Here is a 14,458-nt window from a genome sequence, read left to right on the forward strand (position 1 = left end):
TATACACTACACGAACATTTGTCAAGCATTATTTTTCAGGACGTTGCTCCCTGTAATGTATTGTTAATCCAGGCTTCCTGGTTATTGCCGATTTTTTTCGATTTGTAGTGTATATAAAAGGGACGGAATTCAGGGATATAACAGTTAATTTTTAATTTAGCTCGCGAGCCGGCTAGCTCGTGTTGTGTGATGTTGTCCGATTTTACTTCTTTCAGTTCACTCCATCTTTCTGTTTTATTGTTATCATCTAGGACAAGCCATATTTCATTGTAATCATTTTGTAAGCAAATTATATGTCATCTTCATACATGTCGAATGTAGATTTATCAAAAATTGGAGAGGCAACTCTGATTACAAGAAAAAATTTGTCATGCTCTCTGAAGCCAGAAATTTTATTTGCTTTCCGTGTTAGTAAATCATTTAATACCTTTATTAGATCCGTAGCACACATAATCCCATGGAAAACTTGTTCTGATCTGCGCAATAAAATTTTGGCTTCTTCTCGATCATGCCATAAATGCGCAATTTCAACTCCAATTTTTGATTTATCATTTTCATCAAGCAGAGTGAAATCTGGCTTGTCCGAATGTTCAAGGATTCTAAGTCCTCTTGGATATGCTTTAAGAAAGTAATCTATTGCAGCTTTTTCTAATTGTTCTTTTTCTGTTGTCATAGTCGGTTATTAAAATCGGACAATTTCACATAACGCCCGGATTTGCGATAACCCGCAGCGAAGGCGGAGCAATCTGAAAGTGTAGGGCCTTACCAGATTGCGGAAGCATGAGCCAGGGTTTGGGCGGCGAGGGTGCAAGTAATCGCGAGGTGCGCAGCACCGAGCGGCAGCAAATCTGATTGTTAGCCGATGGTTATCGAGCTTGTCGAGATATGGTGTTGCTGACGCAGGGCGGAGCGATTATCCGCCCAAACAAATCCGGGCGTTAGCCAAGATGCCAGAAATTGGTTCTTGGCCGCCGCCAGCTCCTGGGGGTCCGGGAACAGCACCGCTTTGCCGCACTGCCTTGGGTTGCCCATGGCCGCCTCAAAGCCCTTGGCGTAGTCCTTGAGTTCAAACAGGTGGGTAATGATGGGTTTAATGTCTATCCGCCCCGAGGCCAGGAAATTCTTCACCCGGTACCAGGTGTCGAACATCTTGCGGCCCGAGATGCCGTTGATCTGGATGCCCCGGAACACAATCCCGTTGGTGTAGTCTACCGGCACCGGAGTGGTGGGAGGCACTCCGAAGGCGCTGTAGCGGCCGCCCTTGCGGATGACCTTCATCCCTTCTTCGATGGCCGCCGGCGCGCCCACCATGTCCAGCACGATGTCGGCGCCGTAGCCGCCGGTCTGGTCCCGGATGAATTCTAAACGGTTAACGGACTTGTCGCTGATGTTCAAAGTATGGTCGGCCCCCATCTTCTTGGCGATGTTCAGGGCGAAGTCCGACATGCCGACCACGAAGATCTGGGTCAGGCCCGAGGCCTTAGCCAGCCCGGCGGCGAACAGCGCGGTGGGCCCGTCCCCGAAGATGGCTGCGGATTTCCCGGCCACGTCGGCATTCTCTCCCAGCAGGGCATAGCAGGCGTTGCCCATGGGTTCCTGCACCGCGGCCAGCTCCGGCGGGATGGACTTGTCGTTGACCCAGCACACGGACTCGGGCAGGGCAAAATACTCGGCAAAGCAGCCGTCGTGGTCCACTCCCACTATCTTCATCCGCTCGCCGATGTGGAACTGGCCCAGCATGGTCTGGAGGTCGCCGGGATCGTAGATATGGGTCTCGGCCGAGATGTAATCGCCGGCCTTGATCCGCTTGCAGTGCGGCCCGGCCTCCACCACCTCGCCGGCCACCTCGTGCCCCAGGATCTGAGGAAGTTTTTGGGAACCGATCCGGTCCACGGCCCAGCTGTTCCATTCGTAGATGTGAACGTCGGTGCCGCAGATGGAAGCGGCCCGGACTTTGACCATCACCCAGTCGGGCTTGAGTTCGGGGACATTGACCTCCAGCCACTCGGCCCCGGGCTGGGGTCTGGTCTTAACCACCGCCTTCATTTTTTGAGGCATAAAAAAAGCTCCTGTGAAATATATTTATTTGTTTATTGTGTTTTTATTTGGGGAAAGATATCTGGTTATCTCAGCCTCTGCCTTTTCTCTGAGATTGCCCTGTTTAATGGCCTCACGGACGTAACTTTGGGCCGCCAGCTCCGCCAATTCTGTTTTGCCCAAACGGCAATAACACTCGACCAGATAGGTCCAGCCGTCCTTCAATTCCAGCGGCAGGTCCCCGGACTCGGCCAGTTCTATCCCCTTTTTGATGTCGGCTATGCCCTCCTCGTTCCCGTTCTTAAAGACCCTGGTCTTGCCCAGAAAGCTGTAACCCCGTGACAGAAAGGATGACTCCTTCATTTTCTGCGACAGTTCGATCAGCCGCAGTAAGCATATCTCGGCCAAGTCATATTTCCCGGCTGCAAAATGGAATAACCCAGTTTCGCCGTCCCGGTAGGCCTTCAGGTGGGGGTCGGTCAGTTTGTGCTCCATCATGACCTGGTCGGCCTGGCGGAGCAGCTCTCTGGCCCCGTCAAAATCCCGCTCGTCGGTGAGTATTCCGAACTGCATCAGCAGGTTGTTGGTTATGCCGCGGTAATCCTGGACCATCCGGCCCAGGGCCAGCGAGCGTTTCAGCAGGGACTTGGCCTGGGCGGTGTCCTTGAGGGCCAGCACTATCTGCCCCATGGAATACAGCACGTGGGCGGTGCGGAAGATGTCGTTCTGCTTTTCAAAGCAATCCAGCGCCTGCCGGTAAAGTTCCATGGCCCTGGGGTAATTGCCCTGAATATTGTGAATGTTGGCCAGGTTGTTCCTGACTATGCCGACCGAGGTATCCATTCCCAGTTTTTGGTAATGTTCCAGGGCCTGCAGGAAGCATTCTTCGGCCGGCCCGAAACTGCACCGCCGCAGGTGGATGTTTCCCGAAGCATTCCAGGCGCTGGCCTGGTTTTCGCTATACTCCGTTCCGCCGGCTGAAATTACCCGTTCCGCCAGCGCCAATCCTTCATCCAACCTGCCCCACTGGTAATATAGACCCGCCTTTTCGGTCAGGACCCTGTTCTTCATTTCGGCCTGACCAACTGTTTCGGCCAGGGATGCCGCCCGGTTAAGCCGGAACTCCGCATCCGGATAGTCGGTCAGCAGCTTGGCGACCAAGGCGCTGTTGATCAGCAGTTTGACCACCGCTTCGGCTGTTATTTCCTACTTTGGGGCGCATCAGGTTTTCGGGCTTATCATCAAAACAGTTTTACAAAGAATTTCCGGTTGTACCGAAGGGATAAGAATAGCTCCAAAGTGATGCTTGGCGGGAAAAGACACAAAACGGGAATTGTAAATACTTGTTGTCTTGGTGTCACTTCGGCCGGCTCAGTGCACCGCTTTAGTGGCAAGCGTACTTAATCGGTAAGAATATCACGATAAATTTGGGATGTCAATGGTAAAATGGAAATCTCCGATTATACTTGACAAGACCTTGTAATTTAGGCTAAAATGGTGGTTTACTGTCAAAAATCTAATCAATATCATTTAAGGATAGGAGCTTAGTTTAAGGCGATGAGAAAAGCCAATCGTTGGAAAGCCTTGCTGACCGTGGTCCTTTTGGTGGCGGCCGTCTGGCAGCTGGTTCCCACTTTCAAGTTGCAGGGTTTGACCGAGGCCCAGAAGGCCGAAATGCCGCGCGAGGAACTGAACCGGCTTTATGCCAAGGCCATTCATCTGGGACTGGACCTTAAAGGCGGCATGCATCTGGTGATGGAAATCAACCGCCAGGGACTGGCCAAGGCCATGGGCAAAGAACCGTCCGAGATCACCGATAAGGAGCTCTCCGACGCCACCGACCGGGCCCTGGAGATCATCCGGAATCGGGTGGACCAGTTCGGGGTGGCCGAGCCCTCCATCCAGAAACAGGGCGCCGACCGGATAGTGGTCCAGCTGCCGGGGGTGGACCAGGACCGGGCCCGGGGCCTGATCGGGACCACCGCCCTGCTGGAATTCAAGCTGGTCCAGGAAGACAAGGTGACCATGGAGGTGCTGGACAAGATCGACCAGGCCCTGCTGTCTGACAAGACCAGGAAGATCGTCTCCGACAGCGCCATGCTGGGAACAGAGGACAAGCCCTTCAGCGCTTTGATGGCTCCCACCGGCAGCGAGCTGATGGTGATGGAACAGGACAAGCGCCTGGTGGAAAAACTGCTGGCCGATCCCCTGGTGGTTGCGGCCATTCCCCCGGATTACCAGTTCCTGTGGGGCGAGAAAAGCAGCGGCGACAATTTCCGGGGTTATGCCCTTTATTTGATGAAGAAACAACCCGAGATCACCGGCGCCTCACTGGCCGAAGCCCGGATGGGCGTGGGCACCGCCGACAACCCCGGCGGGCTTTATGTGGACTTTGTGCTGGTGCGCCAGTCGGCCAACCTCTTCTCCCGGATCACCGCGGCCAACGTCAAGAGGCAGCTGGCTATCGTGCTGGACGGCGTGGTCAAGTCGGCCCCGGTCATTCAGGAGCGCATCCCCAACGGCCGGGGGCAGATCACCCTGGGCACCGCGGCCAATCCCGACCAGGCCAAGGACCTGGCCATCATCTTAAGGGCCGGCGCCCTGCCCGCTCCGGTGGAGATAATCGAGGAGCGTTCGGTGGGACCCAGTCTGGGGCAGGATTCCATCAACAACGGCATCAGGGCCACCATCATCGGCGGCCTGGCGGTGGTGCTTTTCATACTGATTTACTACAGCCTGTCGGGGCTGATCGCCGACCTGGCCCTGGTCTTTAACCTGGTGATGCTGCTGGCGGTGATGGCCGCCTTCCGCTTTACCCTGACCCTGCCCGGCATCGCCGGCATCGCACTGACGGTTGGTATGGCGGTGGACGCCAACGTCCTGATCTTTGAGCGGATCCGGGAGGAACTGCGGGCCGGCAAGACCGTCCGGGCGGCCATCGCGACCGGCTACGAGCGGGCCTTTGCCACCATCTTCGACTCCAACATCACCACGGCCGGGGCCGCCGCCGCTTTACTGATTTGGGGCACCGGCCCGGTCAAGGGTTTTGCGGTCTCCTTAATCATCGGGCTGGCCATCTCGATGTTCACCGCCATTGTAGTCACCCGGCTGATCTTCGAGTGGATAACCGTAAAATGGAATTTAGAAAAGCTGCCCATTTAAGGAGAAAGATAAAATGCCATCGTTATTCAAACACCAGACCAACATCGGTTTCATCAAGAACCGCTACACGGCTTACATCGTCTCCCTGGCCATCTTCGCCATCGCCATCGGCTCGGTGCTGTTTCACGGTGGCCTGAAGCTGGGGGTGGATTTTACCGGCGGGACCCTGCTCCAGATCCATTTTAAGGAGGCCATCTCCACCGATGAACTGCGCCAGGCTCTTTCCCAGGCCGGGCTGGCCGGGGCCGAGATCCAGAAGATCAAGGATACCGGGCTGATCAAGAACGCCTTTCTGATCCGGACCGGGCTCAAGGAAAAACAAGGCTCGGGCCAGCAGACCATCGCCCAGAAAGTGAGCGAAGCGCTGGGGCAGAAATACCCCCAGAACGCCATGACGGTGGACAGCGACGAGACGGTGGGGCCCAAGATCGGCAAGGAACTTCAACTGAGCGCCTTTTGGGCGGTGATGGCCGGGCTTCTGGCCATATTGATCTATGTGGCCTTCCGGTTTGACTTTCGCTTCGGGGCGGCCGCGGTCGTCTCCCTGTTTCACGATGTACTGTGCACCATCGGCTTCATTTCCATCACCGGGATGGAGTTCAACCTGCAGTCGGTGGCGGTGCTGCTGACCATCGTCGGCTATTCCATCAACGATTCCATCGTGGTGGCCGACCGGATCCGGGAGAACATCAAGAAGCCCCACAAGGATACTTTTGCCGAACTGGTGAACCGCAGCCTGAATGAGACATTAAGCCGCACCGTGGTAACTGTGCTGACCGTGCTGTTAGTGCTGGTATCGCTTCAGTTATTCGCCGGCCGGATATTGCAGGATTTCACCAAACCCCTGCTGTTCGGGTTGGTGATCGGCACCTACTCCTCGATCTTCGTGGTGGCCAGCCTGGTGGTGGACTGGGAGATAAAATCGCCCAGCAAACGCAGGAAATAGTTTTTCGGGATTTGTTAAAAAGCCCGGCCTTGTCGTGCCCAGGTTTTTCCCATTTGGCTCCGGCGTATAAAAACATCAAAATTATTCTCAAATACTATTGACATTAATTCCCCTTTCATAGTATCATAAAAGAATTAAGGCATGGGGTTTCCGCCCCGTTTAAAAACAAAAATGGAGGATAATAAAAATGAAACGGCTATCCGTATTTTTGACCCTTAACCTATTGTTTTCTCCGTTTGCGCCTTCCTTGGCCCGGGCCCAGAACCCGGGAAAGACCAGCGTGGCGGTGATGGATCTGGAGCCCAAGGGCGTGCCCGAAAGCGAGGTCTCGTCCCTCTCCGACCGCCTGCGCACCGAGCTGTTCCGCACCGGGGCCTTTGACGTGATGGAGCGGGGCAAGATGCAGGACATCTTAAAGGAGCAGGGCTTCCAGCAGAGCGGGGCCTGCAACACCGACGCCTGCGCGGTGGAGATCGGCCAGCTGATCGGGGTCCATAAGATCATCGGCGGGTCCCTGGGCAAGGTGGGAAAGACCTACACCGTAAACTTAAGAATGATCGATGTCAAGACCGGGCGGATGGAGCAGAGCGTCACCGAGGATTACACCGGAGAGATCGACAAGCTTTTGACCAGCACCATGAAGACCGTGGCCAACACTCTGGCTCAGTCGGTTTCGACCGATCGGAAAGCAGAGAAAAAACAGGACCCGAAAGCCGGGGAAAAGCCGGCCGAGCAGGCCCTGCCCAAGCCGGCAGCCCAAGGCAAGCCGATTTACAAAAAGTGGTGGTTCTTGGGCGGGATCGGAGGCCTGGCAGCCGGCGGAGCGGCCGCCGCCCTGCTGGGCGGCAGTTCCAGTTCCACGCCCCCGCCCCCGGTAGACAATACAATACCGCTTCCCCCAACCAGACCATAAGGAGACAAGAAAATGAAAAAGATATTTTTTATAATGCTGGCCGTCTGGGTTGCGGCCCCATCGCTGGCTGTGGCCCAGGACACCCTCTGGACCAGGTTCTATAACGGGCCGGACAATAAAACGGATAGGGCCGTCGCCTCGGCCATAGACAGTTCCGGCAAGTTCCTCTATGTGGTCGGCACCAGCTATAACAGCGCCAACTCAGATGTGATCGTGATAAAATACGACACCTATACCGGAAATCCCATTTGGACTAACCGTTTTGATGCGGGATATTCCGAAGAGGCCACCGGCTGTGCGGTTGATGATTCCGGCAATATTTACGTTGTCGGCGCTATGACTACCGTAGACCCCGCAGTATGGCTGGTGATGCGATATAATTTCGGCGGCTCTCTGGCCTGGTGGGACACCCTGAATGTCTCCCCCGGCTCCGTCGCCTATGCCCGGGACTGCGCCATTTATAAAAGCCAGTGGCTGTATGTTACGGGAGATAATTATATCGCCGCCAATGGTAACGATGTGGCTTTGTCTAAAATCAATCCCCAGACCGGCGTCCCAAACCAGCTGTGGAAATCCCTTTACTCTACCGCTGAATATGAGTATGCTTTCGGATGCGCGGTTGACGATACGGGCAATATCTATATCTGCGGCCGAACCTATAACGGCGCCAATAATGATTATTTCATTTTGCAGACGTTAGACAGCGCCGTAAGTTGGACCCGGACCTATAACTCGGGCGGTAACGATGCGGCCAACGACTGCATCGTGGACACCGTAGGCAAGTATTTGTATGTGGTGGGTGAGCACGGCCAAGGCCTCTACATGTCGGCCATGTGCTTTAACATCACCCAACCGGCGGCCACCATAGACACTCTATGGCTTAGAACCTATCCCTTCGGCGATTACGAGCAGGCCAACGGCTGCGCCCTGGACGCCGCCGGCAAATTATACATTACCGGAACATTCCAGGATACCATTGCCGGTATCTATAGGATGGTTTCGCTAAAGGTTGATAACAACGGAACTCCGGTTTGGAGCCGCGTATTTAAGGCTTCGGCGCCCCTAAACGACAGCTCGGCTTATGGCTATGCCTGTGCGGTCAATAAAAAGAACAACCGGTTTTACGTTGCCGGCCAGATAAAAAGCGGCAATGCAGCCGACCTGCTGGTGGTTAACTACGGACTTCAGGCCCCGCGTTTGACCTTCCCGCAAGACGGCACGGCTATCAATTATTTTCCTGCTTTCGCCTGGCGCACCGTAGCCGGAGCCGATACCTACCGGCTGGAATACGGCACGGTCAATCCCTATCAGGTTTTGGGCACCAGCGGCTGGATAGCCGACACTACCTTCCAGATGCCGGCTTTCTGGGACTCGGTCTATTACTGGAAAGTCAAGGCCTTTACATCCGGCTTCACCGATTCCTCGGCCTGGTCCCCAGAGTTCACCTTCAGGGTGGACCGGACCCAGCCGGTCATAACATATACCTGTCCTTATGACGGCGAAACTGTTGCCTTAGGAGAGCAGATTACCATAGCTTTTTCCGAGCCGGTACAGGCGACAACTTTCAACTTTAGCTGTTCTCCCGATCCATTGGGATGGACGACGGCCTGGAACGCAAACTCCGACACGGTTTGGCTTTGGCATAACGATTTCGCTGCCGGCGCAACTTATACCTTCCAGGTGAACGGCGCCATGGACCTGGCCGGCAACGGCCTGGGCGCTTCAGCCCTGCCGAATCCCTGGAGCTTTAGTACGGCTAGCGACATCACCCCGCCCAATATTGCCAATATCTCTGCCAACAGTGATCCGTTGCATGAGGGAACCGGCTATGCATTTAGGGCCAACATCTCCGATGATATAAAAATGGGCCCGGTCACTTTGTATTGGGCCACCGCCGGTTACAACGGCTATAATTTCTTCAGAACCATGAATCCAACGGCCATTCTCAACGAATATCAGGCGGACATCAGCGGCGCTGAGATCAGGAGGACGGGGGTGCAATATCAGATTGCGGCTGTGGATTCAGCCGGGAATACCAGTTATTACCCCGGCCTGGGCGATTATTATATCCACTCGGTTCATTATGACAGGACCGTTAACCCGCCCAGCACTTTTGTCCCCAACGACCAGTGGCAGATGCTGTCCATTCCCGCCGACGCCCGCAATACCAATATCTTCGGCCAGATAGCCAACGATTTGGGGCCTTACGATAACACCAAGTGGCGGCTTTTCATCTGGGGGAACGGGAATTACGGCGAGATCCCCGGTTTGGGCAGCGGAACCATCTACAAACTGGGACAGGCCTACTGGCTAAGGCAGCGCATAGGCAACCCGGCCAACATCAGTTTTGAGGGGCCGGACAGCAGCTACGGCAATTTCAATAAGTCCGCCATCGTCTCGCTGACATTAGACTCTGGTTGGACCGATGTCGGATCGCCGTTCATGTTTGATATCCCCTGGGCCAATGTTACTGCGACTTCGTCCGATGTGTTCGGGCCCTATGCCTACAACGGCTCGGCCTGGCTTAATCCCGGCGAAATATTGTCCGGAGGCTACTCCTTCACACCCTTCCAGGGCTACTCTTATACAAACAACTCCGGAATGCTCACAACCCTGAACATAACGCCCTCCATGGCCAAGAAGAAGGGCGCCCCGGCCGTTTCCCTGAATGCCCCGTCCGGCTGGCAGGCCCTGGTTAAAATGGAGAATGCCAACGGACAGGACAACAACTATCTCGGCATCGGCATCGGGACATCTGAACAGCGCGACCGATACGATTACCCCGAGCCGCCCTCCGGGTTGACCGGAACCTCAGGGTACTTCCGGCTGGACGGCGACCGGTTCTGCACCGATATCCGCCCGGAGCTGGGCGACGGCCAGACTTGGAGCTTTGCGGTTGACTGCCAGGGCCAGACTAATATGACCATCACTCTGCCCCCGGAATTTCCGGCCGGAACCGAATGCTACCTGGCCGATATGACCCGGCAAATTTCGGTCAACATCAGGGACAATAGTTTCTACAACTTTACCCCCGAGCCTGGCGAAAAGGTCAGGGAGTTCAAGATCATCGCGGGCCAGGCCGACTATGCCAAGGGCGTGCTGGGAAGCTCCTTTGCCCTGCCTTCCGTTACCTTGCTGCTGCAGAACCGGCCCAATCCCTACAAACAATCAACGATGATCAATTATCAATTAGCCAAGTCCGGCCCGGTCAGGCTGGCCGTCTATAACGTAGCCGGACAGTTGGTAAAGGCATTGGTGGACCGTCCCCAGATGGCGGGACGTTACGCCGTTGCCTGGAACGGGCGGGATGAATCCGGACGGCAGGCCGCGGCCGGCGTTTACTTCTACCGCCTAACCTCAAATGACGGCTCGGCCGCCAAGACCATGAGCCTGATCAAATAATAATTCCCCTTGGACAGTAAAAAAGCCCCGCTGGCAGCGGGGCTTTTTTTGATGCGAGCGTCAACCTGCGTCCCATTCGGGAAGCTTATCATTTCAGCAAAATCACCTTTTGGGTCACGGCCTTCTGGTCGTCCATTAATCTGATGAAATACATTCCCTGGGCCGCCCGGACGCCCCGGTCATCGCGGCCATCCCAGCCCACGGTCCCAGCCCTTTCCTGGAGCGCCTCTTCGTCAACTAATTTCCGGACCAGCTGCCCGGCGATGTTGTAAACCTTCAGGGTAACCCTTCCCGCCTGCGCCGATTGATAGTTGATGGTCATCCTCTGGCGGAAAGGATTGGGGCGGACGGCCAGCTTCATTCCCCGGCAAGGCGCGGCCGGGAGATCTGGTTTCTGCTCTACCCCCAGCTGGGGGTCAAATATATTCACGTCGTCTATGAACCAGCCCTTGGACCTGGCTCCGACTATCGAATCGGCGGCCAGGATGAAGCGTAAAGTGACCCCGCTGCCGGCCGGAATGAAGGAAAGGTCGTAACTGGACGCCTGCCATCCGCCGCTGGCCCCGGTAACGGTGGTCAATACCTTTTTGCCGCCGGACCATTCGGCCTCCACGAAACCGTAATCCCAGCCCGACACCAGATCGTGCCACTGATTGAAGCTGAGGCTGAAGTCCTGCCCCAGATAAAATACCGGGGCGGACAGGGTGTCTATTATATCCTGGGGCGCCAGAGTGTCCGATTCGTTTCCGCAATACCAGCTGTAAACGGGGGACGCGCTTTTGATGGCCGAGCGGTGCCAGTAACTCCCGTATTGCCATGACCCGTCGCCCGATTCCATATCGTCGGCAAAACCGGTGGCCCCGACGGTCAGCAGGAACGAATCCCTGGCCGGACGGCCGTCGGTCATGGTCTCCAGATAAAGCCAGCCGGAATAATTCGGGACCGGGGCGGCGGAACTGATGCTCAAGGCAAAACCAAAGTTTCCCGAAGAATCGCAGGACATATTATCCAAAGTGTCCAGGCTGTCGGCAACGGTGAGGTATGGGCCGGAAGCCGAAAGTTTCCCGCTTATGGTGCCGGCCTGGTCGTGTCCGGTATTTTTAATTCTAACCGCCAGTTCTATATTCTCACCGGGCTCAGGAATCATGTCGCCGTCGCCGCCCAGGGCATCGCTGACGACGTAATGCTGATAAGCCATGACCGGCATATCAACCACCTGGGCCATCAGGCTGTTCCAGGTGCGGCCCAAACCATCGTCAATTATAACCTGATACAAGGCAGCCTGGCCGTCGGAAATATTGGAATCCAGGTCGGCGGTGAATTCATCCGTCAGCCATAAACTGTCGCCTGGACCAAGCGGACCGACTGCCCCCAGGCTGTCTGATATTTTGGAAAGGCTGTCCATCGGGCGGAACAGTACCTGGGATGCAACCGTAGCGGAATCCCCGGTGTTCTTTACCAGCAGCGAATATGCCATCCTCTCGCCGGCATTGGCTTTAAGGTCAAAGTCTCCGGTCAATTCCGTGAAGCTGTGCGACAATACCGTCAGCCGGGGACCGGGACTGGCTATGGTCACGGCTTTTTGGGCCGGGATGCGGTTCCTGGCGGTGGCGGTCAAAACCAGCGGCTCCAGATAAAAGATGGAATCGTTCAATACCAGGCTGCCCGAAGCGTCGGTGACGCCTCTGGCAAACAGGGAATCTCCGGTTAAGGCCACCATCGTTCCGGCCAAAGGGTTTCCCCCGCTTAAAACCGTGACCCTTAAGGTAAACTTTCCCGGGGGAATGGTATCGGGGCAGACCAGGCTCAGGCTTTCGGGTTGAGCGGTCCAGACCGCCATTCCAGGATCGCCCAAAAGATTGATGCCATAGGTCAGCCACCGGAAATCATTTTCCTGGGAGGCCTGGGCGGTAAAATCAAGCTTGGAAAGGACCAGAGCACTGCCCAGATCCGGAGCATCTTCAGCAATGAGATAGCGGAAGAACCTCTGGTCCATCAGGTCGGAGGAGCCGTAGCCCGCAAAACCCGGCATATACCAGCCGAACCGGGAATTGCCCGCAAAGGCCACCCCGCCGCCGCCCGGGTTATTGACGAAACGCTCGGCCATGCAGTCGTAGTCTATGGCCGCAGTCAAGCAGCCCAAAGAATAAAGGATGCCTTGCTTGGGTCCGTTGGCCAGGCCGTCAAAATCTGAAAGAATAAGATTGTCCGGCCCTACGCACATTACATCGTAATCGGCATGGCCATCATGGTTCATCAGGTGCGCTCCGCCGTTGATGGTCGCTATAACGGAGGCCCGGCTTTCGTTGCCCAATGACTCGTACAGCTTTTCCGCCGGTTTAAAATAATCGGTCAATTCATTGGCCGCAATCATGTCCTTGTTGTGGCCGCCGTCGGTCTCGGGATCCAGCATCTCGGCCCAGAAAGAAGCTGTGTTCAAATAGGATGGTTCGGGATTTTTTTCGTAACCGATGACCTTGTTTACGAAGGCCTGGGCGTTGGCCACGGTGTTGGCCGGGGCCCGGCCCACTAACAGGTCGGGATACAGGTCCACGCTGTCGGTGGTCTCCCCGAATATCCCGTCTCCGTCCCCGTCCCAGGCGCCGTCCAAGGCGGCATAATAGATGTCGGCTCTTAAGCTGTCGCTGTTGCCCCCATAGCCCATATCGGCGGTGCTGAAGGCAAAGGCCACCCGGGCCGGGATGATGTCGGTATCTCCGCCCAATAACACATAGCTGAGGCTCCAAGAAGCTTGTTTTTCCTTCAAGTAATTCCTGATCTTCTCCTGCTGGTCCCGGCCGCCGTAACCGGCATAGATGCTGTCGGCCAGGATCATCTTAACCCTCAATCCGCTCTGCTTTTTCCAGTCCAGCAGCCGCCGGAAAACCGTATCCATCGGGGCTTTGGTGATGATCAGATAATCAACCGCCGGATCGGTTTTGGAGCTTTTGATTTTGGGCGGATAAAATTCGTCCAGGTGGCCGGGGTTGGACACCAGGCGGGTTAACACCGGCCGCCAGTTTTGATTCTGGCCAATTTTGATTTTTATTGCCGGAATATCATATTCCAGTTCCACCAACATTGTTCCTGAAAACAACAACTGCTTTTTTAAGGGATGGTACCGGAGGGGATATATCTTGACCGAAGCAATTTCATAACCGGCCAGCCGGCCCTGATGTATTATGCCTGCCTGACTTTGAGGCCAGATGCCTGCGGTCCCATAGGAAGTCTGATTGGGCGGCTGGAACTTCGCAGGCATTCCCTGGGACCGGGGCGCCGGTTTTTGGGCCGGGTATAATAGCATGTCTTCGGCGATCACCCGCTCATCCGATGAAACTGCCTTCACCCCCCGGACCAGGGCTCCGGCCGGCAGAACAAAGGAAATGGTTTTAGCCGGCAGCTGGGGATCTCCGGGATTTTCATTTAAAGAAAATCCGGACATGGTCACCGAGCGGTATGTCCCGATATTTTTAATTTGGATATCCTCGCCGTTAAACTTTACGGCCTGCTGCAGAACAGCCCCCAGGGCATTCTCGGCCCATAACACAGATAAAAACGCCAGGGATAAGCTTATTACCGTACGGCCGGGTTTTCTTTTAACAGTGTTCATTTTACCCCTCTTCTTAATTAATACGGACAAAGTAGGATAGCATACAAAATCGCGTTTGTCAATAAGCCTTAAAAAACAATGACATATATTAAATTGTGTTTTTAGCAAGGATACTAAAAAAAGGCCGAAGTTTTCAACTTCGGCCCTCTTACTGGTAAGATACTACTTTATCACTACCATCTTTTTAGTATCAATAAAATCCCCCGCCTGCAGCCGGTAAATATAGACCCCGGAAGAAACTTTAAGCCCGCCCCCGTCTTTACCGTCCCATTCCACCCGATAGGCCCCGGCCGGTTTGGCTTCATTTACCAGCGTCTTCACCAACTGCCCCAGGGCGTTGTAGATTTTGAGCGAGACCTGGCCGGACTTGGTTAATTGATAATTAATC

The 14,458-nt window shown here is 55.1% G+C and carries 9 protein-coding genes; 4 read left to right on the forward strand and 5 right to left on the reverse strand.

All coding sequences use genetic code 11. The annotated features are described in order from the left end of the window. Positions 1-289: 289 nt before the first annotated feature. The 3 genes from HY768_10035 to HY768_10045 all read right to left on the reverse strand — a co-directional run bounded on the left by HY768_10035 (position 290) and on the right by HY768_10045 (position 3,225). A complete protein-coding gene (locus HY768_10035) occupies positions 290-673 on the reverse strand; it encodes a hypothetical protein (GenBank protein MBI4727534.1) in 384 nt (127 codons plus the stop codon). A 182-nt stretch (positions 674-855) separates the two neighbouring features. Then, the gene (locus tag HY768_10040; protein ID MBI4727535.1) at positions 856-2,058 is read right to left on the reverse strand and encodes an alcohol dehydrogenase catalytic domain-containing protein; all 1,203 of its coding nucleotides are present in this window, start codon (positions 2,056-2,058) and stop codon (positions 856-858) included. A 24-nt stretch (positions 2,059-2,082) separates the two neighbouring features. Continuing rightward, entirely contained in the window at positions 2,083-3,225 is a 1,143-nt protein-coding gene (locus HY768_10045; GenBank protein ID MBI4727536.1) for a tetratricopeptide repeat protein, read from the reverse strand. 369 nt (positions 3,226-3,594) lie between these two features. Between HY768_10045 and secD the strand changes: the two genes are divergently transcribed. From secD to HY768_10065, 4 genes are all read left to right on the forward strand, one after another. After that, the gene (secD, locus tag HY768_10050; protein MBI4727537.1) at positions 3,595-5,199 is read left to right on the forward strand and encodes a protein translocase subunit SecD; all 1,605 of its coding nucleotides are present in this window, start codon (positions 3,595-3,597) and stop codon (positions 5,197-5,199) included. A gap of 13 nt (positions 5,200-5,212) precedes the next feature. Further along, positions 5,213-6,145: a protein translocase subunit SecF gene (secF, locus tag HY768_10055; GenBank protein MBI4727538.1), complete on the forward strand. Its 933-nt coding sequence runs from the start codon at positions 5,213-5,215 to the stop codon at positions 6,143-6,145. Positions 6,146-6,332: 187 nt separating this feature from the next. Continuing rightward, the gene (locus HY768_10060) at positions 6,333-7,058 is read left to right on the forward strand and encodes a hypothetical protein (protein ID MBI4727539.1); all 726 of its coding nucleotides are present in this window, start codon (positions 6,333-6,335) and stop codon (positions 7,056-7,058) included. A gap of 12 nt (positions 7,059-7,070) precedes the next feature. Further along, entirely contained in the window at positions 7,071-10,460 is a 3,390-nt protein-coding gene (locus HY768_10065) for an Ig-like domain-containing protein (GenBank protein ID MBI4727540.1), read from the forward strand. Between the two features lie 88 nt (positions 10,461-10,548). Here HY768_10065 and HY768_10070 read toward each other — a convergent pair whose 3' ends face one another. Both HY768_10070 and HY768_10075 read right to left on the reverse strand, forming a co-directional pair. Beyond that, positions 10,549-14,070 (reverse strand): T9SS type A sorting domain-containing protein, encoded by a 3,522-nt coding sequence (locus HY768_10070; protein ID MBI4727541.1) that lies wholly within the window; start codon positions 14,068-14,070, stop codon positions 10,549-10,551. A 162-nt stretch (positions 14,071-14,232) separates the two neighbouring features. Next, positions 14,233-14,458, reverse strand: a 226-nt coding sequence (locus tag HY768_10075; protein MBI4727542.1) for a T9SS type A sorting domain-containing protein, incomplete at its 5' end; no start/stop codon positions are given.

The sequence above is a fragment of the candidate division TA06 bacterium genome, assembly GCA_016208585.1.
Classification (GTDB): domain Bacteria; phylum Edwardsbacteria; class AC1; order AC1; family EtOH8; genus UBA5202.